The sequence below is a fragment of the Pedobacter cryoconitis genome, from assembly GCF_014200595.1.
In the GTDB taxonomy this organism is placed as follows: domain Bacteria; phylum Bacteroidota; class Bacteroidia; order Sphingobacteriales; family Sphingobacteriaceae; genus Pedobacter; species Pedobacter cryoconitis_C.
Map to the genome: position 1 here is coordinate 345694 of NZ_JACHCG010000005.1, position 24676 is coordinate 370369.

Sequence of the window (24676 nt, forward strand, 5' to 3'; positions counted from 1 at the left end):
GCACAAGAATGAAGTTTATTCAATTAGCAGCAGTAGTTTTTCTGCTGGGCGGGAGCTTGCGTGCGGGTGCACAGGAATTATATGTCTTTACAGAACCGGCAAGTAATATGGCGGCCAAATCTATCGGAGTCAGAATTACCAATGAAGGGATCTTTAACGGTGGTGGAAACAGGACCATGCCAGAAGTGATGTTTAGCTTTAATAAAAACCTGATGACACATTTTCAGGGGTTTTTCTCTGATATGGATGGCAAATACAGACTGGAAGGGGGAAGCGTTTATGCAAAATACCGTTTCCTTTCTATCGATGATACGCAGCGGCATTTACGCGCGGCGGTATTCGGCAGGGTAAGTACCAGTAAAAGGCCAACTTATACAGAAGATATTAATCTGGAAGGTGATAATAGTGGAGTTCAGGGTGGGATAGTGGTGACTCAGCTACTTCATAAACTGGCTTTATCGGGTACGGTAAGCTATAGCAAAGCTTTTGATGTGGAAAGTCAGCGCGTAACAGGAACCCTACAGCCAGATCAGATGATCGGGTATAGTTTATCTTCTGGATACCTCGTGCTTCCATTCGTTTATAAAAACTACAATCAGCCAAATTTCAACGTTTACTTTGAAATGCTGGGTAAAACAAATCCGGCAAACGGAAAGTCTTACCTCGATCTTGCGCCCGCTTTACAGGTCATTCTGAATAGCAGAACGCGTATTGATCTGGGATACAGGTTCCAGGTAGCCGGAGATATGGCTGGCAGATATAATAAAAACATGTACCTGGTACGTGCAGAGTTTAATTTCTTTAACGTTTTAAAATAATATTATGAAAACAGTAATTTTAGGTTTAGCCCTTTTTTTAGGGGCATTTGTACAACCTGCCCTTGCGCAGAAAGCTGACGTATCTGGTAAATTTAACCAGAGTTTAAAAAGCTATTATGCTTTAAAAAATGCATTGGCAACGGATAAACCGGAGGAAGCTCCAAAATTAGCACTAGCCTTACAAAGCGCGGTTAAAGAAGTTCCGCACAAAGGATTTAAAGATACCAGACAACACCTGTTATGGATGTCTGAGTCGGCTGTAATTCAGCAGAAAGCAGTGGAACTAAGCAAAAGTAATGACTTAAAAAGTCAGCGTAAAAGTTTTGAAGGAATCAGCACTGCATTTATCAAATTAGCAAAAGAGCTGAAGCTGAATACGCAGGAAGCTTTTGTTCAATACTGTCCAATGGGTAAATTCAGCTGGTTGAATGAAGTGAAAGAAATACAGAACCCTTATTATGGGAGCCAAATGTACGACTGTGGTACTGTGAAAGATACGCTTGAAAAGAACTAAACATTTCTTATCATACATCAAGGGTTTTTGCCATAATTCCCTATACGTTTGTATTGTTATTTAAAACATACAATTTATGAAAAAGATATTTTTATTTCTGCTTGTTGCTTCCATCAGCACGGCATCATTTGCACAAACAAAGTGGTCTGTTGACCCTATGCATACCTTCATTAATTTTGAAGTTAAACATTTGGGGATCTCCTTTGTAAATGGGTCATTCAAGAAATTTGAAGGCACAATTGATGCAGCTAAACCAGATTTAACAGATGCTAAAATCAACTTTACTGTAGATGTAAACAGCGTTACTACTGGTGTTGAGATGAGAGACAATCATTTGAAAACAGACGATTTCTTCAATGCAGAGAAATATCCAACCATGACTTTTGTGGGTTCGTCTTTCAGGAAATTGAAAGATAATAATTATGAACTTGCTGGTAAACTGACTATCCGTGATGTAACGAAAGACGTAAAATTCAACGTTGTTTATGGCGGAATAGCTAAAGATCAGCAGGCAAATACAAGAGCGGGCTTTCACGCTACTACCACGGTTAACCGTTTAGATTATAACATTAAATATGATCCAAGTGGAATGGCAGTAGCTAAAGACATCAAAATTGAATTAAACCTGGAATTTGTTCAGGCTAAATAATATTCTTGTTTAAACTGAAGAGGGGTTGTTTAAGCAGGTGAATGCTTAAGCAACCCCTTTTTTTAGCTAAAAAATTATGGCAAACTTATCAGAGCTTAAAAATTTAACGGGTAATCTTCCTGTTCAGGATGAATTGATGCCTGTTTTGTTTATTGGTCATGGTTCTCCAATGAATGGGATCGAAGACAATGAATTTAGTCAAAAATGGGCTGACATGGGCCGTACAATGTCTGTTCCCAAAGCTGTTATTGTTGTTTCTGCACACTGGTTTACCAGGGGGACAGCAGTAACTGCAATGAATTTTCCGAAAACGATCCATGACTTTGGCGGATTTCCGCAGGCCTTATTTGATGTAGAATATCCTGCACCGGGCAGTCCTTTGCTGGCCGCAGAGACCGCAAAGTTAATTACCAGTACAGACGTTGTTTTAGATCATGACTGGGGACTGGATCATGGTGCATGGACAGTATTAGAGCATATGTTTCCAAAGGCTGATATCCCTGTGCTGCAATTGAGCATCGATTATACGAAAGATCCAAGGGCACATTATGAACTCGCTGCTGAGCTTTATCAGCTCCGCAGAAAGGGAGTATTGATTATGGGCAGTGGTAATATGGTTCATAATTTAAGAATGATGAACTGGGAAATGATAAACGGTGGGGGATATGACTGGGCACTGGAAATTAACGATCAGTTCAAGTCATTGATTATGAACAAAGAACATCAGCCACTGATGGCTTATCACAACCTGGGCAAAGCCGCTATGCTGGCTATTCCAACACCAGAACATTATTTGCCATTGTTATATACATTGGGCTTGCAAAATGAAAAGGAAGAAGTTGTACTTTTCAATGATAAGGCTGTTGGTGGTTCTTTAACGATGACCTCTGTCCGGATCAGCTAGATCCCACTCAATCAAAACAAGATCCTGTAACATTTGTAAAACCTTCTTTTCTGGCAGAGGACGAGGCTTAATTTTTTCATAAATTGCGGTCTAAGTTTAAATTAATGAAGAAATTCTGCCTCTTATTTTTATTGGGTTCCAGCATCGCACAGGCTCAGGAAAAACCTGTATTAACTGTAGAAAGTATAATGCGTGACCAGAAATGGCTGGGTGTTTCCCCATCTGATTACCATTGGTCTGGTGATAGTAAAACAATTTATTTCAAATGGAACCCAGAAAGTAAGGACAATAATGAGTCTTATAAAGTGGACATTTCTGCTGGAAAACCTGTAAAGACTACAGAAAAGCTGGCGGATCAGGAGAGTATAGGTGATTATACTTATAACAAAGACCATAGTTTAGGGCTTATTGAAAAGTCTGGTGATTTATTCTTGTACGCTTTCAAAACAAAGCAGCAGCGCAGACTGACAAATACTATAGAAGCGGAACGTAACGCTGTTTTTTTAAACGACGGGACGATTGCCTTTCAAAAGGGAAATAATTTATATGCACTCAATCTGAATACTTCGGAGCTGAAACAGCTTACCAATTTTGTTTCCGGGAAAAAGGCTCCTGTGGTTAAAAATACGCAGGACAATTGGTTAAAAACCGAACAGGACGGGCTCTTTGAAGTGATTAAAAGTAAGAAAAAGCAGGAAGCTTTCAGGCTGGCTAAAAAGAAAAGCCTGAGCGGAGAGGATAAACCTTTAAGGGCAATTGAGCTTGGGAACCAGCAGCTCAGTAATTTAGTGATCAGTCCGGATGGACGTTATATCAATTACAGGCTGAAGCTTCAGGCCGGGGAAGGCAGAGAAACGATTGTACCGAATTTTGTAACGGCATCGGGCTATACTGAAGATATTCCGGGCAGAACTAAAGTAGGAGAGCCTTTACCTGTTTATGAGAATTTTATCTATGATCAGCAACGGGATACTGTTTATAAGATTCAGCTCACAAATATTCCCGGTATTAAAGATTTGCCGGACTATCTGAAAGACTATCCAAAGGAACAGGAAGCGGCGGTTAAGAAAAATGAAGACAGAAAAGTCAATTTATCTGCACCCATATGGAATACTGCGGGTACAATGGCGGTTTTAACGGCGGAATCGCAGGATAATAAAGATCGCTGGATCTTAAAGTTAGATGCGGCTACAGGCGGTTTAACACTTTTAGACAGACAACGCGATGAAGCCTGGATTGGTGGCCCTGGTATCAATTCAGATAACCTGGGATGGACAGATAATCAGCATATATATTTTCAGAGTGAAGCGAGCGGATACGCGCATGTTTACGTTGCTGATGTTTCTACAGGGGTTAAGCGCCAGCTGACCAGCGGAAAATGGGAAGTGAAAAATCTTTCTTTATCCAAAGACAAACAAACCTTTTATTTCACTGGAAATATAGAACATCCGGGCATTACGCATTTTTATAAAGTGAGTGTGAATGGTGGAACGCCAGTCAAAATTACCAGTATGAAAGGGGGTAATGAAGTTACTTTATCCCCTGATGAAAAGTGGCTGGCTATCAATTATTCTTATATGAACAAGCCTTGGGAGCTTTATATTCAGGCGAATAAGCCGGGTGCTAAAGCAATTAGAGTAACGGAATCATCTTCTGCGGCGTTTAAGGCTTATCCATGGAGAGAACCAGATCTGGTTTCTTTTAAAAACAGGTATGGTGATGACGTATATGCGCGGGTTTATCCGGCATCAAAGCCTGCTGCAAACCATCCCGCGGTTGTATTTGTGCATGGTGCAGGTTATTTGCAGAATGTACATTACTGGTGGAGCCAGTATTCCAGAGAATATATGTTCCATAACCTGCTTGCAGATAATGGGTATACAGTAATTGATATCGATTATACAGCGAGTTCCGGATATGGCAGAAACCATCGCACAGGAATTTACCGTCATATGGGTGGAAAGGATTTAACCGATCAGGTGGACGGCATAAAAATGCTGGTAGAAAAGTACCAGGTGAACCCGCAGCATGTAGGTATTTATGGCGGTTCTTATGGTGGGTTCATTACTTTAATGGCGCTGTTTAATGAACCTGGTGTTTTCGCTTCTGGTGCGGCACTGCGTTCGGTAACAGACTGGGCACATTACAACCATGGTTATACTTCTAATATCCTGAACGAACCAGCTAATGATTCACTGGCTTACAGGCGCAGTTCTCCAATCTATTTTGCTGAAGGTCTGAAAGGGGATTTATTGATGTGCCATGGGATGGTGGATGAGAATGTGCAGTTTCAGGATATAGTCCGTTTGAGTCAGCGCCTGATTGAATTGGGCAAAAACCACTGGGATCTGGCTGTTTATCCTGTTGAAGACCATGGATTTGTGCAGCCCTCGAGCTGGACGGATGAATATAAAAGGATCTTTAAGCTGTTTGAAAGGACGTTAAAGAATTAAAATAGAGTGTGACTGATTCTTCGGTTTGTGTGTATAGGTTTTGTCTATGGGGTCATCAATATTAAGTATCTGTTATCTTTTCAATAGGGTTGATAAAGAGGCAATATTGATGTATTTTTGCACAACGAAAAAAAGAACATTATGATTAATATAGGTGAACAATTTCCAGCTTATTCAAAACCAGCTGTAGTTAGTATAGAAAAAGGAAAAGAGTTTGAAACATTAACTTCTGAAACTTTAGTAAATGAGAACAACCAATGGACTTGTATGTTCTGGTGGCCAAAAGATTTTACTTTTGTTTGTCCAACTGAAATCGCTGAATTCAATGCTAATTTCGGTGAATTCCGTGACCGTGACACTACTTTAATCGGTGCCTCTACAGATTCAGAAAATGTGCATTTAGCATGGAGACACAACCATGATGATTTACGTGGTTTAAAATTCCCAATGCTTGCTGATACTTCTAAATCATTAGCTGAAGCGCTTGATATCTTAGAGCCAACAGAAAAAATCGCTTACCGTGCAACTTTCATCATTGACCCACAAGGAATTATCCGTTGGGCTAGTGCAAATGACTTAAGTGTTGGACGTAACGTAAAAGAAGTATTAAGAGTACTTGATGCTTTACAAACTGACGAACTTTGTCCTTGTAACTGGGAAAAAGGTGAAGCAACTTTAACAGTTTAAATCTTGAATTCCTGTTTATTTTAAACAGGGTTTAATTCATAAAAACCCCTGTAAATGCATTTTGCAGGGGTTTTTTATATCCACAGAATCTGTTTTTTATAAATAAGGCAGCTTCATAAAATCATAAAAACATGAGTGAAAGTACTGAAACCATAGAAGAATTATTAGCCATTGTAGGTTTGAACGAAGGCTATAGAAACGAAAGTATCCATTTACTTGAAAAAGGTAATTCGAGATATGTACGTGACTTAAAATTAAATTTCAGCAGTACCCTGACTTCAGCACATATTACTGAAAAGGAATGTGCTTTACTTGGCTTAAGTATTGCAATCAATAACAACAACAAAGTATTAACTGATTTCTTCGAGAAATATGCGCAGCAAAAAGAAGCTACAGCAGAAGAAATTGCTGAAGCAACTGGTTGTGCTTCTTTACTGGCTTTAAACAATGTACTTTATCGTTTCCGTCACTTTACGGCAAAAGAGAAGTATACCCGCATGCCTGCACGCGTAAGAATGCAATTAATGGGCAATCCGGTAACTGGTAAAGAATTTTTTGAATTAATGAGTTTAGCTGTTTCAGCTGTGAATGGTTGCGAAATGTGTGTAAATGCACATGAAGAATCTATTCTGGCTTTAGGAGCTACTGAAGAACGCGTATTTGATGCGATCCGTATTGCTTCAATCGTTACTTCTGCTGGTAAGATCCTTTACTAGATTTAACTGATTTATTGAAAAAGGAGGTTTCTGGAAAGAGCCTCCTTTTGTTGTATAAGGATGTTTTTGAAAATATTTAAGTATTTATTTGGATTTACTGAACAGTGTTCAGTACATTTGTACAGTATAATTTAAGGATATGGGTATATCAGAAAGAAAAGAGCGGGAAAGGGAAGAGATGAAAACGATGATCACTACTGCGGCCATGAAAATGTTCCTGGAAGATGGTTATGCGAAAACTTCTATCCGTAATATCGCCGACGCTATTGAATACAGCCCCGGCACTATTTACTTATATTATAAAGATAAAGATGAGTTACTTTTTGAGGTTCAGGCACAAGCTTATCTGAAGTTATTAGAGGCATTCAAACAAAACATAACTAGTACAGATCTGCTGGAAAGACTGGAGCAGTTGGGTAAAACTTACGTTTCTTTCGGTTTGGCCAACCCTGAATTATATGACCTGATGTTTATTATCAGGGCACCGACAAACGTGGATGAAACAGTTCATGGACATAACGGCCATGCTACATTAACTTACACAATCAGTTTGATTGAGGAATGTATTCAGGCAGACCTGTTAATTTTTAAGGATGCTAACCAGGCGGCATTGCAAATCTGGTCTATGGCGCATGGCCTGGTTTCTTTAAATCTCCGTTGTCGTTTAAAAATAATGATTCCTGAAGAAGCATCCATTCCTGAAATTTTGAATAAAGCGATAGAAGATTATTTATTTTCCATAAGGGCTTAGGCCTTTTTTTTGACCCATTACTAAACACTGTTTATTATGTATACATCATTTATTAAAGCATCTGTTCTACTCACCGGATGGCTGCTTATTTTAGGGAAACCAGCCATGGCGCAACAGCAGAGCAGGCAGCTGGATGACTATATTTCATTGGCTTTTGAACAGAACCAGGGGCTGAAGCAACAAAACTTCGACCTGGAAAAATCATTATTTGCCCTGAATGAGGCCAAAGCTATGTATTTGCCTACAGTGAGTATGCTGGGCAGTTACACGAAGTCTGCGGGAGGCAGGACGATAGATATACCGGTTGGTGACCTGGTTAATCCTATTTACAGTGCGCTTAATCAATTGACCTCTTCTTCTAAGTATCCGCAGTTACCGAATCAATCATTCTTATTGAACCCGGATAATTTTTATGATGTTAAACTCAGGACATCACTTCCGCTGATCAATGCAGAGATCCGTTATAATAAACTAATTAAACAAAAATTGATCAGCAGTCAGCAGGCCGCGGTGAATGTTTATAAAAGAGCACTGGTCAAAGACATTAAAACTGCTTATTACCACTACTTTCAAGCCTTACAGGGTGTGGAAACATACCGCAGCGCCTTATTACTCATTGATGAAAATATCCGCGTGAATACGAGTTTATTAAAGAATGGGGTTAGAAATGGAACTGCTTTATTACGTGCACAGACGGAGCAGGAAAAAACAAATGCTGCCCTTATTAATGCGCAACGTAATGTAGACAATGCCAGTGCCTATTTTAATTTTTTATTAAACCGGCCTTTAAAGGAGAAAATTCTGATAGACAGTGTTGCCATTGCCAATGTATTAGTTATACCGGATACCACAACTGGTATTAGCGGACGGGAAGAATTAAAACAATTAAACAGCTTGAAAGAAGCTAATAACCTGGATTATAAATTACAAAGGTCTAATCTGATCCCTAAGTTGAGCACCTATATTGATCTGGGATCCCAGGGAATGGATTTTAAAGTAAATGATAAAACTAGATACTATATGTGGGGTGTCAATCTGCAATGGGACATCTTTACAGGAGGTAAAAATAAGTTCCGTGCAGCACAGGCCCAGTCAAGCATCAAAGCGAATACAGCCAAAATTGATGAAACAGAACAGTCATTTAAATTGCAGTTGGCCCAATCTTATAACAATTACCGGGCTGCTAAAGCTGCTTGTACGAGTGCAATATCGGGATTATCCTTTGCGGGTAAATATTACAGAGATCAGCTCAAAGCATACCGCGCTGGACAGTTATTATATCTTGAACTGATTGACGCACAGGATCAGTTAACCAATGCAAAACTCAGAATGGCCGATACACAGGCCGACTTACAAATCACAATGGCCGAACTGGAACGTGATCAGGCTACTTATCCATTAAATAATTAATATTAAAATATAAACGAAATGAAAGCTATTCATTATGCTGCGCTATTGCTGGGAGTACCGTTATTTTACGCTTGCAATACCTCAACGCCAGTTGCCAGCACGGCAATGGGAAACGATACGATTCCGGTTCAGGTTATGAAACTTAACCTGGAAAGCAGTAATGCCGCGATCCCGGTATCCGGACAATTTACAACGAACGATGAAGTGATGCTCTCTTTTAAAACCGGAGGGATTATAAACAGTCTGCTGGTTAAAGAGGGTGATGCAGTTAAAAAAGGGCAGTTGCTTGCAACTTTGAACCTGACGGAGATTAATGCGCAAGTGCAGCAGGCTCAACTAGGTTATGAAAAGGCAAAGCGTGATTACCAGCGGACAAAAAACCTGTATAGTGATAGTGTCGCTACTTTAGAGCAGTTGCAAAATAGCAAAACTGCGCTTCAGATTTCTCAGCAGCAGCTTAATCAGGTTGATTTTAACAGGAAGTATTCGGAGATACATGCCCCTGAAAATGGGTTTATTCTTAAAAAGCTGGCAGATGTAGGTCAGCAGATTTCTTCTGGCACTGCTGTGTTACAAACTAATGGGGCACAATCCGGGAAATGGGAGTTAAAAGTTGGGATCAGCGATAGGGAATGGGCAATTTTGAAATTAAATGATCCGGCAAAGATAGAAACCACTGCTATGCCGGGACAGGTTTTAGATGGGGTGGTGAGCCGTAAGTCTGAAGGCGTTGATGCGGCTACTGGAACATTTACAGCTTATATCAGGTTAACCGGACAGACCCCAAAAGCTATTGCTGCGGGCATGTTTGGAAGGGCAACGTTGAGCCCTTCAAAGCAGGTAGCGCATAAAGGAAACTGGCAAATACCATACGAAGCTTTGTTAGACGGAGACGGAAGCAGCGGTTATGTCTTTATTACCAATGACAACAAAACTGCGCATAGGGTAAAAGTGACAGTTGCAGGAATTGAGAAAAACACGGTAACCATCAGTGGGGGACTGGAAAATGCGGCGGCATTGATTATTTCGGGATCAGCCTATCTGACAGATAACAGCAAGATCAGTATTCATTCACCATTAAAAGCAGCGAAATGAAAATATCAGATTACGCTGTAAAAAACAGCCAGTTTACGCTGGTGATTTTCCTGATGATCATCGTATTGGGGATTACCACCATGTTCAGTATGCCCAGATCGGAAGATCCGGAGATGCATGCACCAGCTTTTTCCGTGATTATTGTTTATCCGGGAACCAGTCCGAGGGATATCGAAGACCGGGTGGTTACCCCTCTGGAAAAAACGATTTCAGGGTTGGATGATATTAAAAGAATCCGGACAAGTATCTCTAATGGAGTCGCTGTTTTACGGGTAGAATATAAGTACAGCAGCAGTGTTGAAGGAAAATATCAGGAAATTGTAAGAGAGGTTAACAGTAAAAGAAGTGAATTACCGGCTGATATTTACAGTATAGAGGTTCAGAAACAACAACCTTCTGATGTGAATGTATTGCAGGTCGCACTGGTTTCAGAGAATGCACCGCGCAGCAAGATGCAATATTATGCGGAAAAGCTTCAGGATGAACTGGAAAAGGTAGCTGCATTGAAGAAAGTATCCATTTTTGGTTTGCCTAGACAGCAGGTTCGTATAGAACTCGATCTGGAAAAAATGGCGCAGATGAATCTTCCGGTTAGCGCTGTAAAAAATAGTCTTCAGAGCGAAATGGCGAGTATACCGGGCGGAAGTATTGATGCGGCTCACCAGACATTTAACATTGTAACCAACGAATACAGAACCCTAGACGCAGTTCAAAATACGATTGTTTATGCAGCAGGAGGGAAAAATATAGTCTTAAAGAACATTGCCCGGGTTTATTACGGGTATGAAGAAGATAAGCACATTACACGCTTAAACGGGCACCGTAGTTTATTCATCACTGCGGCTCAGAAAGAGGGGGAGAATATTAGTAAAACGCAAAAGACCTATCAGCCGGTGCTGGCAAATTTTAAAAAGACATTGCCCGCTAATATTGATCTGGTACAGAATTTTGACCAGGCAGATAATGTAAATAGAAGGCTGACTGGTTTGGGACATGATTTTATAATTGCCATTTTACTGGTTGCGGTAACTTTATTGCCACTAGGGATGCGTCCGGCAATCATTGTGATGATTTCAATACCACTTTCACTGGCTATCGGGATTGTTTTACTACAGTTGTTTGGTTTCAACCTCAATCAGCTGAGTATTGTCGGACTAGTGGTTGCGCTAGGATTGCTCGTGGATGATAGTATTGTCGTCGTGGAAAATATTGAAAGGTGGATGCTGGAAGGGCACAGTCGTTTGGATGCTACTTTGAAAGCAACTAAGCAGATTGGAATGGCTGTAGTGGGTTGTACGATTACTTTGATTATTGCTTTTATGCCACTGGTATTTTTACCGGAAGGTTCGGGTGATTTTATCAGGTCATTACCACTGGCAGTTATTTTTTCGGTACTGGCATCAATGTTGGTTTCTTTAACGATTATCCCTTTCTTATCCAGCAGGTTATTAAAAACTCACGTTGGAAATCCAGAAGGCAATATGTTGATGCGTGGGCTGAAAAGGTTGATTCATGGCAGTTATGCGCGTTTGTTGGATAAAGCTTTGCGAAGACCACTGTTAACTATTTCGATCGCGGTTGTACTTTTCGCAACTTCTGTATTTCTTTTCAAAGTGATTGGGTTTAGTTTGTTTCCTGCGTCAGAAAAACCGCAATTCCTGGTGAATATCACTACGCCAAATCAATCTAATCTGTCTTATACCGATGGGGTAGCCAAGGCTATTGAAAAGGAATTGAAGCAAGAGTCTGAAGTAAAATATTACTCTTCTAATATAGGAAAGGGTAATCCAAGGATCTATTATAATATTATACCGGAGAACGACCGCAGCGATTTTGCACAGCTATTTGTGCAACTCGGTGAAGATACTTCTCCTGATGCCAAATTAAAGCTGATTCAGAAGCTACAGAAGCGTTGGGCACATTATCCGGGTGCAAAGGTCGAAGTGAAGAATTTTGAGCAGGGGCCGCCTGTAATTGCGCCGGTAGAGGTTCGTTTATTCGGAGATAACCTGGATACGCTGCGCTTGCTTTCTATCAGGGTAGAAAAGCTATTGAACGAATCGCCGGGCACGATGTATGTCAGGAACCCTGTGAGCTTACTTAAAAGTGATATCCGTGTAGTCGTGAATAAGGAAAAAGCACAATTATTAGGGGTTTCTACTATAAATATTGATCAGACGGCAAGATTGGCAGTCACCGGGTTAAATATGGGAACCTTTTATAACAATGATAACAAAAACGGTTATGGCGTACTCCTGACGCGTACTAAAGAGGGCAGACCTGGAATGGATGCTTTCCGGAACTTGTATGTTGACAATGCAAAAGGAAATGCTTTGCCAATGAACCAGGTGGCTGATTTGAAACTGGAAGCTTCGCAGGCAGTAATTAATCACCAGGAAAAGAAACGTGTAGTCTCTGTACAAGCCAATGTCCGCGATGGGTTTTTAGTGAACAGGGTGATTGATGATGTGATTTTTAAAATGGACAAGGTTCATTTGCCAGCTGGTTATAGTTATGAAATGGGAGGTGAAGTAGAATCCAGGAATAACTCTTTTGGTGGATTTCTGAACATCATCCTGGTTACTGTATTCTTATTTATCGCAGTGCTGATCCTGTTATTCAAAACTTTTAAAAGTACACTGATTGTGTTATCTGTTATTCCTTTAGGAGTGGTAGGGGCTGCGGTGGCCTTATGGATAACGGGGAATTCACTTTCTTTCGTTGCCATTATCGGGTTAATTGCACTGGCAGGGATAGAGGTGAAGAACACTATTCTGCTGGTAGATTTCACTAATCAGCTCAGGAAACAAGGTAAAGGTTTACAAGAGGCGATCCGGGAAGCTGGTGAAGTCAGATTTTTACCTATTGTATTAACTTCGCTGACCGCAATTGGTGGTTTGATACCGATCGCAATTTCTACTAATCCATTGATTGCACCTTTAGCGATTGTATTGATAGGCGGATTGATCAGTTCGACTTTATTGTCGAGGATTGTTACGCCGATTATTTACGAGCTGATTCCCCCGGTAATTGAGGTGGAAGAGCAAAAACCAGTGTAAGAATAAGATTAATAAACGTAAAAAAGGAGGCGTTCCCGTATAGGTCGCCTCCTTTGAATTATAAAGAAATAGCTATGCAGAGTTTCTGCCTGCATTTACGATCCCGTAAACGGTTCTGATCGCCAGTTTTTCATAAGATTGATGCTGTTCATCCTCCAGTTCATGCTGTAAGTTCTCTAAAGCAAAGTGCTGGATCAATACCAAAGGAAGTACAATCTTCTCTCTGACTGCAATAGATCTTTTCTCTACCGGATAGTTTTCCATCAGGGTAGTATGTCCTGCTAATTTTAAAAGCATTTCTTTCGAACGTTCATATTCATCACGGAGCATTTTCCAGAAATCGCCGAATTCAGGATCTTTGGCAAAATGTGCAGTGATAGAGAAGTCTGTTTTACTCATAGACATCATTCCGTTGTCTATGATCGTTTTAAAATAACCAGATTCCTGGTAGGTTTTACAGATTTTATCCCAGTTTCCTGAGGCTTCCTGATTTTTTAAAGCAGTACCTATACCATAAAAACCTGGAATATTCTGTTTCAGCTGCCCCCAGGCAGTTACAAAACTAATTGCTCTGAGATCTTCTAAACGTAGTTTTTCACCAGAACTTCTTTTGACCGGCCTGCTGCTGATTGTGATTTTAGACAATAAGCTGAGCGGGGAGAAGCGTTCCAGATAATTTAAAAACAAAGGGTGTTTACGTAAAGCGACAAAAGCATCAAAACTATCTTTTGCCATCACGTTTAAAATGTCTTTATGTGGCGAATCCAGTAAAATATTGTGTTTTTCTTTCAATCCGGACGAGATACCAGCATTAATTAATTGCTCCATATTAAACTCCGCACTATCAATAGAGCCATATTGTGAACTGATCGTCTGTCCCTGGATAGTCAGTTGTATATTTTTATTGGCAATCTCTTTTCCCATAGAAGCGTAAAAACGGTGAGTTTTACCGCCGCCTCTTGATGGAGGGCCTCCACGGCCGTCAAAAAATGCCAATTGTATATTATGGGCTACCGAAGTTGTAGTTAAGGCCACCTTGGCGTTAAAAATAGACCAGTTGGCCATCAGGTAACCACCATCTTTGGTACTGTCCGAGAAACCAAGCATAATGTCTTGCTTATTTCCCCTGCTTTCCAGATGTTTTCTGTAAAATGGATGCGTATACAGGCGTTCCATGATTTCTGAAGCACCTTCCAGATCACTTACTGTTTCAAACAACGGTACAAAATCTATGGTCAGTTCTTTTTCATCCCAGCCATTCCATAAAAACAATTCCATTAGCTGAAGGATATCGCTCGCCTGCTGACAATTGCTGATAATATAGCGGTGACAGGCCAATTCTCCATTTTGCTGCTGGATCTGTCTGATTTCCGCAATGGTTTGCAGGGTATCAGTAGTCAGTGGATCTGCATCGCCCGAATAATTTACTTTTGCGGTTTTAAAAGAAAGCAATTGTATTTTTTCTTCTTCTGGTAATTCATCAAAGTTTTCCGGGAAAAGGGAAATAATAGGCTTGAATTGTCTGCAATAAGCATGAACGCTACGCAGTACTCTGCTATCCTGTCTGATATCCAGAGAGGCAAAGTGACTGCCGAAAAGTTCAACTTTACGCAGCAGGTCGTCTACCAGGTCTGCAAACAGACCATCGTGGAATTCGATCAGGGTATCTTTAATCTGGTTCAGGTTCTCTATCAGGAAGTCTGAAATGTTGGCCGGTTCAATATTAGTGTCAAAGGCATTTTTATAGAGTACATCCTGTACTTTATAAACTGTTTCTTCTACTCCTCTGAAAGTGATCCTTCGTTTCAATTTCCTGAAATCTCTGTAATAACAGCGGAAAAGGATCTGACGAAGCATTTTTGAAACCTGTATAGTATCCTGTGCATGCACATTCGGATTACCATCACGGTCTCCGCCCGGCCAGAAACCAAGTTCTATCACTTTTTTTGAAGGGATATTAAATTCTTCAAGGCTGCTGTCTATTTCTGACTGTATATTGGCTGCGGCGAAGTAAAAAACATTCTCCAGATACCAGGTTAAGCTTAAAGCTTCATCAACCGGTGTTGGAGATTTCTTGTTGAAAAACGGAGTTTTACCTAATTGCTGTAAAAGCTGGTTAATGGTTACAATATCATTGATTTTAATTGCCGTAGTCAGGTCGTTAATGATAGAGAGTACACTACCCGGATAAAACTGCGTTGGATGTGCAGTAAGTACCAGGCGGAGCGAGAAATCTTCGATCAGTTTGGCTATCTTGTCATGGAGCTCTGCATTAAATTCACTTTTTTTCAACATAGACCGCAGGGAACTATGGTCTTCTGTTGTGTTTAATTTTGTAAAGGATGCATCCTCAACAGCGTCAAATAATACAACCTGACGCTCAATATATTGAATAAAACGGAACAGTAAATCTATAATATCCTTAGCATCTGTGGTTTGGGTATACCGCTCAAAAAAGCTCTTAATAATTTCAGCAGGAGTCTTGAGATTCTTGACACCATCTTCACAGTGTTTAATAAAAAGGGGCAGCAATGTGCCAGTATCCTTGATTTTATAAAAGGGGAGGGTTAGAAACAGGCTGTTGTAAAGTTCGAATCTGGAGACAACTTCGTTGTTAAAAATGGATTCTCTTGGCCCTGTAACTCTTAGTTTCTGCGTCATAACAAAAGGGTTCTTTTTGGGAGCTTAAGCTACAAAATAATGACGGGAAGATCTATAGAATAATGTTAATAAATTTTGTTTGCTTTTTAATTACAAATACTATAAATTGCTTTCATTAAGGTTTTTTAACTCTTTTAAAAGTATAAGCATTCGTTGTGTGTAGCGACATTGTATTTTTTTGTAAAATGAAACAGGCTGCCCCGAAAGGACAGCCTGTTTTTATTTTAGTGAACATCAACAGGGATGTTGACATTTTTCTTGAATTTCTGCAAGTAAAGAAGTGGTATAGAGCATAAAAGGACTAGTCCTACTAACCAGTAGGCATCGCTGTAAGTCAATAATAATGCTTGTTTGGTTACCGTACCATCAATCGCTTTGATCGCCATTACCTTCGCATCAAACATACTATAACCTTTAGACATGAAATTATGAATGAAAGCATTCATTCTGTCTGTAAATGCAGGATTATATTCGTTTACATTGGCAAGCAATGAACTTCTGTGGAATCCCTGACGGGTATGAATCAAAGTTGTTAAAGCTGCGATACCAAATGATCCGCCTAATTGTCTCATCATATTGTTCAATCCCGAACCCTGACCAATTTCTGCACCTTTAAGGTCCTGAATAGCCAGTGTAGTTAACGGAACAAACAATAAGGCCATTCCAATACCTCTGATTACCAGCGGCAGGAAGAAATCACTTGTTCCCGAAGAAAGCGTTGATTTACTCAGCATATTACAGAAAACGAAGAACAAGAACATCCCGATTGTAGCCATAAATTGTGCAGGGATTCCTTTTTTAAGGAATATACCAATAAACGGCATCATCATAATGGTACAAATCCCACCTGGAAATAACAATTCACCGGTTTGCAATGGAGAGAAACCTAATAGATTCTGACAGAAAACCGGGAACACGAATACAGATCCATATAACCCGAAACCCAGAATAAATGAGGTCACCATACCAATAGAGAAACTTCTGTGACGCATGATCTTGAAGTTTACAATAGGGTGATCTGTAGACATCTCGCGCCAGATAAACAGCAGTAAACCAATTACTGAGGCTACTGATAGCGCAATAATGTAAGGTGTTGCGAACCAATCTTCACTTTCTCCTTTTTCCAGTACAGTCTGTAAACTACCAACTGCAATTGCCAGTAATGCGATACCCCACCAGTCGACAGGTAGCCCCTGCCCATCCTTCGGAGTGGCCCTTATATAGGTTATCGTACAGTACGCGGCGAGAATCCCGACGGGAATATTCACGTAAAAGATCCATGGCCATGAACTGATGTCCAGAATATAACCCCCGATAGTCGGGCCCACAGTTGGACCTACTACGGCCCCCAATCCAAAGAGTGCGGTGGCTATACCTATATCTTCACGCGGCCAGGTTTCAATCAGAATAGACTGCGCAGTGGAGATCAATCCCCCTCCGGCAAGCCCCTGAAGGATACGGAATAAAATAAGTTCTTCCAGTGAAGTTGCGTTACCGCATAAAAATGACGCTATCGTAAAGACAATGATGGAAGTTAGAAAATAATTTTTACGCCCGAAACGACTGCCCAGCCAGCCCGACATGGGCAGGACAATTACATTCGCAACGGCATATCCGGTTGATAACCAGGCGACATCCTCGAGAGTAGCGCCCAGGTTACCCTGAATTTGTGGTAAAGCCACGTTTACAATAGTGGTATCAATCAGCTCCAGTAGCGAAGCTGTGATCACTGTAAACGTGATTATCCATTTTTTAAAACCATACTCGGCCATTTTTTTAGTCTTTTGTAGTTACAGAAACTTTAACACTCATACCTGGACGTAATTTTTCCAGCATTTCTTTTGAGGCTTTAAGTTTAATTTTAACAGGTACACGTTGTACAACTTTCACGAAGTTACCTGTTGCGTTATCTGGAGGAAGCAAAGAACCTTTTGCTCCTGTAACAGGAGAAAAGTTATAGACTTCACCTTGAATCTTCTGATCAGGGAAAGCATCAACTTCAACTTCCACTTTCAAACCAGCACGGATTTCTTCCAATTGTGTTTCTTTAAAGTTGGCAGTTACATACAGGCTGTTTTCATTCACAATAGAGAATAAAGACTGTCCTGCCTGAATTAACTGACCTTTTTGAATACTTTTCTTAGAAACAATCCCTGTTGCAGGTGCTTTGATCTCTGTATAAGACAACTGCAATTTAGCAAAATCAACATCCGACTGACGTTGAGATACTCCATTACTGCTTACTGCAAGCTGAGATTTTGTAGTACCGATTTGTTTAAGGGCAACCGTATATTGATCTTTTGCAGCATTATAAGTAGCCTGTGCAACGTCTCTTGTTGCTTTAGCCTGGTCAAATTGCTGTTGAGTGATCGATCCGTCTTTAATCAGGTTTGCATAACGGTCAAAATCTTTTTGTGCCTGCCATAATTTTACTTTAGCAGATTCGATATTGGCTTTAGCTGTTCCTGTATTTGCTGAAGTAGCAATAATCTCAGATTGTGAAACACCAACGCCAGCATCAGCACCTTTCTGACCTGCCATGGCTTGTTCCAATTTTACTTTATAGTCTCTGTCGTCCAGGGATACCAATACCTGTCCTTCGGTAACTTTAGTGTTTTCTTCAAATTTGATCTCGTTTACATACCCGCCAACACGTGCAACTACCGGGCTGATATCGCCATCAATCTGCGCATCATCGGTATCTACGTGTTTGCTGTAGTACATATATTCTTTCACGCCAAATATGGCGCCTATAACGATTAGCACAGCTAATATTATAGGGACAACTTTACTTTTCTTTTTAGGTTCAATTGTCGCTTCTGTTGTTGATTCTGTAGTCATTACTAGATGGATTATAATATTATTGAGAAATTTTTCCTGTTGATTTTAATAAAGTATAGTAGGCAAGGCCTGCATCAGCTTTGGCAAGCTCTAAATTGATCTTCGCCTGGTATAAAAGGGTTTCGGCATCAATTCTGTCTATGGCAGAGGCTACGTTGTTTTTGTATTTGGATTCCAGTAACCTGTCATTTTCAGTTGCCTGATCAATTGAAGTTTCCAGTACTTTGATCTTGTCTTTAGCAACCTGATAAGTCTGGTAGTTTCTGTTGATCTCAGTTCTTACGTTATCAGATTGAATATCTTTCTGGATAACGATGCTTTTCTGCTGAACCCTTGCCTCTGTTACCTTATGTTTATTAGTCCACAGGGTACCAATGTTCCATGAAAGTGTAGCACTGGCGGTCATCGGCATGATATAATCATGTGATTTTGGTAAAAGACTTCCGTTAGGACTAATGTAATAAACGTCCGCACCGATACCAAAAGTTGGTGTCGCATTTGCTTTAACTGATTTGATATCAATCTCAGCAACTTTATTTTGTAAGTCCAGTGCTCTTAATTCCTGACGGTAAGCTAGTGCCTGATCAATGTAAGCATTCAATGGAGCAGCATCTTTCTGACCTGTTGAAGGATCTGTAATATCAATCTGGGTATCTTCTGGTAAGCCTAAAAGGATGTCCAGATTGTAATTGATGATTTTACGGTTGCTTTCAATGTCCAGATCGGTCAGGGTAATATTTGCCTGTTGCAGCTGGAATCTCAGTACATCATTTTTAGTCACGATACCTTGCTCAAAAAAGCGTTGTGATTGTTTCAGCTGGCTTGCAATAGAGGCTAAGTTTTGTGCGACAACCTTTTTACTTTGTGCTACTTTATATAAGGAGTAGTAAGTATCGATCACTGCATAAGTTACTTCTTCCTGGTTTTTATCTGCATCCAGGCGGGCAACATCAGCAAGTAATTTAGTACTCTCTCTCGCATATCTCATCTTGCCACCGCCATAAACCAGTTGTTGTACTGAGGCTGTACCTACAAAGGCATCAGCGCGTTTAGGAAGGAATATCGGGCTGCCGCCGTCTAAAACCAATTGATTGGCAGGGATTTCTGCGTGATTGTACAGTACACTTGCTTTGGCTGTAGGAAGAGCGTTGTCTTTAGTGACTTCCAGTTTTGCCATTGCTTCTTCAATTTTATTCTGAGAAAGCTTCAGGTTCTTGCTGTTTTCTATCCCTAACTGAATCGCCTCCTGTAGCGTCAGTTTTTTCACGTTCTGTGCATAGAGCATGCCTGGCAGCAGGAGAGCGAAGCAACTCATTTTAATTGTTTGGTGTATCATTTCTGGGGTGTTAAATAGGTGGTGACCAAATCTTGCAGATGTGCGATTAAGCGGTCGGTTAAAATTTCTTTGTCTTTTGGGATGGTAATGTCCAGGGTGGAGCCATGTGTAATTTTACTCGGCATGGTGGCTACACTGGTGATGGTACCCATAATTGAGGCCATGAGCATCCGGGTATCTACTTGTTTGAATGATCCGTCAGCTACTCCATTGTTAATAATGTTTTCAATGACCTGCATATTTCCTGACATTGCGTCTCTTAATTTAAGACACATTTCGGGACGTTGGGCTAAGGAGATCTCTCTATACATCATTTTGTGAAAGGGGATATCTGAAAGGATCCTATGGGCATATCCTTCAATTACTCTCATTAATTTTTCCAGCGGGATGATGCTGTCTTCATCGATACTTACTAACTGGGCTTTGAACCCTTTAATTCTGTCATTAATTACTTCGAGAAAGACGCCTTCTTTCGACCCGAAGTAGTAATTGATCATGGACATATTTGCCCCTGATTCTTTTGCAATCTGGCGGGTTGAAGTCCCTTCATACCCCAACTCAGAAAACAATTTTTGAGCAGCTATTAATATGCTCGTTCTTTTGTCTGGCTTTTCCATTTCTGATTTGATGGAACAAAATTAATCAATCGATTGATTGAATTGATATAAGAATAGTGATTCTAATCACAATTTACATATTTCTGACAATATAGCCCATGCTTCTTTTTGGATAAAGCGCTGAATTCTTTCTTATTTGAAATAAATCAATACCTTTGGATCATCAATATTTTAATGATGATTAAAGAAGAAAATAACAAAAGTTTTGATTGGGTTTATTCAGTTTTAGGCCTGGTATGTGGTATTGCTACCGCAGCAGTAATTTCAGGTAGTTTCCTTTGGTCACTATTTGGTGGCGTATTAGGATTGATTATGGGAGCAGTTTTCCTTGGATCAGTTGTAAAAGGACGTAAATACTAGTTCACACAAGTCTCTCAGACCAGTTTATAAACTAAATTTACAAAATGAAGAAGTTCAATCTGTTAATTGTAATGGCATTATTTGCTTTTACAGTAAATGCGCAAGAAGTTAAGTTCCCGGGGCTGGATACCAGCCCGGCAGATATTGCTTACTTCCCTTTAAATACGACTAAGGTTAAAAAAGGAGAAGATGCTGCACCGTTGATCAAAGTAATTTATTCAAGACCTTCTGTGAAGGGCCGCGAAATCTTTGGTAAACAGGAAGCTTTTGGAAAAGTATGGAGATTAGGTGCTAACGAAAGTACTGAAATCAGATTTTTCAAACCAGTAGTTATTGGCGGAAAAGAAATTCCTGCCGGTGCTTATAGCTTGTTTGCTATTCCTGAACAAGATAAATGGGTAGTGATTGTCAATAAACAAACTGACCGCTGGGGAGCATATACTTATGATGAAACCAAAGATGTAGTCAGAGTAACAGTTCCAGTTAAGCCTTTAACCACTGTTGTGGAAGCTTTAGCGATTACTTTTACACCAAGTGCATCAGGAGCAAACTTGATTATCGGATGGGACAAGACTTCGGTTGAAGTACCAGTAACGATTAAATAAATATATTATTCCATAAAAAAGAGGGAAGTCTTATAGCTATAGGACTTCCCTCTTTTTTGTCTTTATTTAGTGTGCGCTGCCTGCAAAGAATTTTAAGCCCAGAATAGAGCCAATCAGCGTTGCAATAAAAAATATCCTCCAGAAGTTTGCGGGTTCGTCAAAGTATAAAATACCCACGATAACGGTTCCAACAGCACCTATGCCGGTCCATACAGCATAAGCAGTACCCATTGGCAAAGTTTGAGTTGCTTTATTTAAAAAGAAAAAACTTAAAGTAATACAAGCAAAGAACGCTATACTCCATTTAAGGTTAGAAAAGTTATTGGAAAGCTTAAGACTGGTCGTAAATCCAACCTCAAATAAACCTGCAATAATCAAAATAATCCAGTTCATAATTTAATAATTTGATACAAAAGTACGGCCTGTGGCTGACGTGGCTTTTTACAAATGTTAAAAAATGATTATTTGATCTCTGCCCTGATTCTGCTCAAAGTAACCTGTGTAACTCCAAGATAAGAGGCAATATGACCTAAAGGAATCCGCTGAATCAATAGCGGGTCTGTTTGCAGCAGATCAATATACCGTTCTTTAGCAGGCTTAAACAGACGGCCAATATAAGATTCTTCAGTTTTAATCAAGATAAGTTCTGCCAGCTTTCTGCCCCAGTTGGCCAGTTCTGTATGCGAATTATATAAAGCTTCCAGTGCCTCAGTTTTCAATTCATAGAGCGTACAGTTTTCCAGCAGCTCTATACTTTCATAACCAGGTGTATTGTTAATATAGCTATGATAGGAAAGAATAATATCCCCTTCCATGCCGAACCAGAAAGTAATCCGGTTCTCTTTGCCATCCACATAAGCACGTGCAACTCCATTCTCTATAAAATATAAAGAGCGTTCTATCTTTCCGGCACTAATAATCTGGTGACCTTTAGGAAATTCTGCTTCTTTTAGTTCTTTCAGCAGCAGATTCAAATGCACTTCCTTTAATGGATAAATGCTTTTTATAGTGGTCAGTGTATTTTGCAAAGCGGTTAATTATCTTGTTTTAGGAATAATAGCAACTGTTAAACGGCTGATACAATTCATTTTCCCCCTGTCATCATAGATTTTGATGTCCCAGATATGTGTTTTTGCACCTTTATGGATAACAGTGCAAATTCCGGTAACTTTTCCGCTTTTAACAGGACGTAAGTGATTTGCGTTGATTTCAAGGCCTACAGCCTGGTATAATTCAGGGTCTATACACATGAAAGATGCAATACTGCCCAGCGTTTCTGCGAGTACGACAGAGGCTCCTCCATGTAATATTCCGGCAGGCTGATGGGTACGTTCATCTACAGGCATGGTCGCAGTTACCGAATTCTCACCAATCGCTGTAAATTGAATATCTAAAAGCCCGCCCAAATGGTTTTTGGGCCTGTTATTTAGCTGTTCAGGAGTAAATTCAGTAAACCAGATCATAAATATCTTTCGTTAATAATTTGTGTATGGTGCATTAAATGTCCGGCAATCACATAAAGTAAAGCACGAACAGAGATTTGTCTTTCAGAAGCCGTTCCGCTACGCTTCAGATCATGATCATTCAAAGATTTGAACAAGTACAGGTTCGCTTTTCTCAGCAACCTGAATTCTTCTGCAAAGCTGCTTAGCTCGCGGTCTGAGAAATGTGCATTCGCTACATAATCATCTTCCTCGAAACCCGGTAAAGCAGTTTGCTCCAGACGGGCAAAACAGGTTAAGCGGTAAACTAAAATTCTTTCTGTATCAATAATATGCCCTGCCATCTCTTTGAGCGTCCATTTACCTGGTGCGTAAGCATAATCTGCCTTTGCAGTCAATGTGCTTAAGAAATCAGGAAACTCATCAGCCTGACGTTCTAAGAGTTCAATAATATCACTATTAACTTTTTCAATGTAAGTCAATGCCCATGCCGGATATTCGTTTGGTTGAGGTCGGTTCATATTTAATACTGCTTTTTAGGATGATACGAAATGTGGTTCCCTTGCCTAATTCAGAGTCTTTGACGAAGATCTGACCACTATGATAGTTTTCTACAATTCTTTTGGTTAACGATAATCCGAGTCCCCAGCCTCTTTTCCTTGTGGTATAACCAGGTTGAAAAACGGCATCAAACTTAGACCTCGGAATACCTTTTCCTGTATCTGTAATGTCTATGAACACTTCTTCTTTTGCCAGATGTTCAATAATGTTGACAGTAATATGCCCTTCATTTTCAATGGCATTGGCTGCATTTTTTAGCAGGTTTTCCGTCACCCAGTCAAATAAAGGAATATTAAGCATGGCGCGTACCTGGTCATCGCCGGTAATGGTAAAAATCACCTTATCAGAAGTCCTTAACTGGAAATATTGAATGAAGTTACTAATGACAGAATAAACAACATGATCTTCCAGTACAGGTTTTGATCCGATTTTAGAAAACCGGTCTGTAATCACTTCCAGTCTTTTGAGGTCATTCTCCATTTCGGCAATTAAGGGGTCATCCTCAGCATTAAAACGGGATTTCATAAGCTCTATCCAGGCCATGAGTGAAGAAATAGGGGTTCCCAGCTGATGTGCTGTTTCCTTCGCCATCCCAACCCATACCTGGTCCTGCTCAGAACGTCTTGCGGAGCTGAAAGCTACATAAGCTGTTAGTAAGAACAGGCCGATTACCCCCAGCTGAATAAATGGGAAATAACGCAGCTGTGTTAAAATAAAGGAGTCTTTATGGTAGATATGCCATATTTTGCCATCCAGACCAATAATTGGGGTACCCGGATGCTGCAATTTCATTTGTCTCAGCTCTCTTTCAAAATAGGCAGGATCGTACGTTTTCTTGTATTGCTTTTCTACACCATAGTTTGTTTTTGCAGAGTCAAGTCCCTGGTAGGAATTGATCAGTCCATCTCCATCGGTCATAATTACCGGGAGTTTGGTGTTTTTGGTAATTGTTTCAATCAGATCGGTAAAGCGGTCATCATCATACATGACTAAAGACTGCTCCGTTACTTTGACATAGAGCTGAAACTGAACTTGTTCTTCGCGCTCCATCTTTTTAACGAAAAAGTCACTGTAGAACACCGATGCGGTTCCGATTACAATCGCAAAAATAAGGAGGAAGAACTTCCAGCGGCGTTTTTTTTCGTAAGGATTCATAGAATATTCAGGCAAATTACAAAATAGCATTCAAAAAGACAT

At 40.1% G+C, this 24676-nt stretch carries 23 protein-coding genes; 13 read left to right on the plus strand and 10 right to left on the minus strand.

What is annotated here, in order from left to right; translation table 11 throughout:
* Positions 1-8 precede the first annotated feature (8 nt).
* The 11 genes from HDE70_RS23980 to HDE70_RS24030 all read left to right on the plus strand — a co-directional run bounded on the left by HDE70_RS23980 (position 9) and on the right by HDE70_RS24030 (position 13056).
* Positions 9-818, plus strand: a complete 810-nt coding sequence (locus tag HDE70_RS23980; protein WP_183892053.1) for a hypothetical protein — start codon at positions 9-11, stop codon at positions 816-818.
* A 4-nt stretch (positions 819-822) separates the two neighbouring features.
* Positions 823-1332 (plus strand): DUF3347 domain-containing protein, encoded by a 510-nt coding sequence (locus HDE70_RS23985; protein ID WP_183892054.1) that lies wholly within the window; start codon positions 823-825, stop codon positions 1330-1332.
* A gap of 76 nt (positions 1333-1408) precedes the next feature.
* Positions 1409-1981, plus strand: a complete 573-nt coding sequence (locus HDE70_RS23990; protein ID WP_183892055.1) for a YceI family protein — start codon at positions 1409-1411, stop codon at positions 1979-1981.
* Between the two features lie 76 nt (positions 1982-2057).
* Positions 2058-2885: a 4,5-DOPA dioxygenase extradiol gene (gene ygiD, locus HDE70_RS23995; protein WP_183892056.1), complete on the plus strand. Its 828-nt coding sequence runs from the start codon at positions 2058-2060 to the stop codon at positions 2883-2885.
* A gap of 104 nt (positions 2886-2989) precedes the next feature.
* Complete coding sequence (locus HDE70_RS24000) at positions 2990-5338, plus strand: S9 family peptidase (protein ID WP_183892057.1); 2349 nt, start codon at positions 2990-2992, stop codon at positions 5336-5338.
* A 141-nt stretch (positions 5339-5479) separates the two neighbouring features.
* Entirely contained in the window at positions 5480-6025 is a 546-nt protein-coding gene (locus tag HDE70_RS24005) for a peroxiredoxin (RefSeq protein WP_068404771.1), read from the plus strand.
* A 131-nt stretch (positions 6026-6156) separates the two neighbouring features.
* Positions 6157-6741, plus strand: a complete 585-nt coding sequence (locus HDE70_RS24010) for a carboxymuconolactone decarboxylase family protein (RefSeq protein ID WP_183892058.1) — start codon at positions 6157-6159, stop codon at positions 6739-6741.
* Between the two features lie 139 nt (positions 6742-6880).
* Positions 6881-7492: a TetR/AcrR family transcriptional regulator gene (locus HDE70_RS24015; RefSeq protein WP_183869224.1), complete on the plus strand. Its 612-nt coding sequence runs from the start codon at positions 6881-6883 to the stop codon at positions 7490-7492.
* 36 nt (positions 7493-7528) lie between these two features.
* The gene (locus HDE70_RS24020) at positions 7529-8902 is read left to right on the plus strand and encodes a TolC family protein (protein ID WP_183892059.1); all 1374 of its coding nucleotides are present in this window, start codon (positions 7529-7531) and stop codon (positions 8900-8902) included.
* Between the two features lie 18 nt (positions 8903-8920).
* Positions 8921-9997 carry an efflux RND transporter periplasmic adaptor subunit gene (locus HDE70_RS24025; protein WP_183892060.1) on the plus strand — a complete coding sequence of 359 codons (1077 nt, stop codon included), beginning with the start codon at positions 8921-8923 and terminating at the stop codon, positions 9995-9997.
* Positions 9994-13056, plus strand: coding sequence for an efflux RND transporter permease subunit (locus tag HDE70_RS24030; protein ID WP_183892061.1), 3063 nt, complete (start codon positions 9994-9996; stop codon positions 13054-13056). The genes HDE70_RS24025 and HDE70_RS24030 overlap by 4 nt, the downstream gene beginning before the upstream one ends.
* 72 nt (positions 13057-13128) lie before the next feature.
* Here HDE70_RS24030 and HDE70_RS24035 read toward each other — a convergent pair whose 3' ends face one another.
* The 5 genes from HDE70_RS24035 to HDE70_RS24055 form a co-directional block, all read right to left on the minus strand.
* Entirely contained in the window at positions 13129-15717 is a 2589-nt protein-coding gene (locus tag HDE70_RS24035; protein ID WP_183892062.1) for a phosphoenolpyruvate carboxylase, read from the minus strand.
* A 224-nt stretch (positions 15718-15941) separates the two neighbouring features.
* Positions 15942-17489: a DHA2 family efflux MFS transporter permease subunit gene (locus HDE70_RS24040; protein WP_183869219.1), complete on the minus strand. Its 1548-nt coding sequence runs from the start codon at positions 17487-17489 to the stop codon at positions 15942-15944.
* Between the two features lie 4 nt (positions 17490-17493).
* Positions 17494-18558 (minus strand): HlyD family secretion protein, encoded by a 1065-nt coding sequence (locus HDE70_RS24045; RefSeq protein WP_183869218.1) that lies wholly within the window; start codon positions 18556-18558, stop codon positions 17494-17496.
* A gap of 19 nt (positions 18559-18577) precedes the next feature.
* The gene (locus HDE70_RS24050; RefSeq protein ID WP_260162065.1) at positions 18578-19873 is read right to left on the minus strand and encodes a TolC family protein; all 1296 of its coding nucleotides are present in this window, start codon (positions 19871-19873) and stop codon (positions 18578-18580) included.
* A gap of 17 nt (positions 19874-19890) precedes the next feature.
* Complete coding sequence (locus HDE70_RS24055) at positions 19891-20511, minus strand: TetR/AcrR family transcriptional regulator (protein ID WP_183869216.1); 621 nt, start codon at positions 20509-20511, stop codon at positions 19891-19893.
* Between the two features lie 174 nt (positions 20512-20685).
* On the opposite strand from HDE70_RS24055, the gene HDE70_RS24060 reads away from it, so the two are divergent.
* Together HDE70_RS24060 and HDE70_RS24065 are read left to right on the plus strand one after the other, a co-directional pair.
* Complete coding sequence (locus tag HDE70_RS24060) at positions 20686-20871, plus strand: hypothetical protein (RefSeq protein ID WP_245952621.1); 186 nt, start codon at positions 20686-20688, stop codon at positions 20869-20871.
* Between the two features lie 44 nt (positions 20872-20915).
* The gene (locus tag HDE70_RS24065) at positions 20916-21476 is read left to right on the plus strand and encodes a DUF2911 domain-containing protein (RefSeq protein WP_183869215.1); all 561 of its coding nucleotides are present in this window, start codon (positions 20916-20918) and stop codon (positions 21474-21476) included.
* Positions 21477-21542: 66 nt separating this feature from the next.
* Here the strand turns inward: HDE70_RS24065 and HDE70_RS24070 are convergent, their stop codons facing one another.
* From HDE70_RS24070 to HDE70_RS24090, 5 genes are all read right to left on the minus strand, one after another.
* Positions 21543-21869 carry a DMT family transporter gene (locus tag HDE70_RS24070; RefSeq protein ID WP_068404797.1) on the minus strand — a complete coding sequence of 109 codons (327 nt, stop codon included), beginning with the start codon at positions 21867-21869 and terminating at the stop codon, positions 21543-21545.
* A 68-nt stretch (positions 21870-21937) separates the two neighbouring features.
* Entirely contained in the window at positions 21938-22504 is a 567-nt protein-coding gene (locus HDE70_RS24075; RefSeq protein ID WP_183869214.1) for a Crp/Fnr family transcriptional regulator, read from the minus strand.
* Positions 22505-22513: 9 nt separating this feature from the next.
* Positions 22514-22939, minus strand: coding sequence for a hotdog fold thioesterase (locus HDE70_RS24080; protein ID WP_183869213.1), 426 nt, complete (start codon positions 22937-22939; stop codon positions 22514-22516).
* Positions 22936-23439 (minus strand): DinB family protein, encoded by a 504-nt coding sequence (locus HDE70_RS24085; protein ID WP_183892064.1) that lies wholly within the window; start codon positions 23437-23439, stop codon positions 22936-22938. Before HDE70_RS24085 ends, HDE70_RS24080 begins: the two co-directional genes overlap by 4 nt.
* Positions 23387-24634 carry a sensor histidine kinase gene (locus tag HDE70_RS24090; protein WP_183869211.1) on the minus strand — a complete coding sequence of 416 codons (1248 nt, stop codon included), beginning with the start codon at positions 24632-24634 and terminating at the stop codon, positions 23387-23389. Before HDE70_RS24090 ends, HDE70_RS24085 begins: the two co-directional genes overlap by 53 nt.
* Positions 24635-24676: the final 42 nt, after the last annotated feature.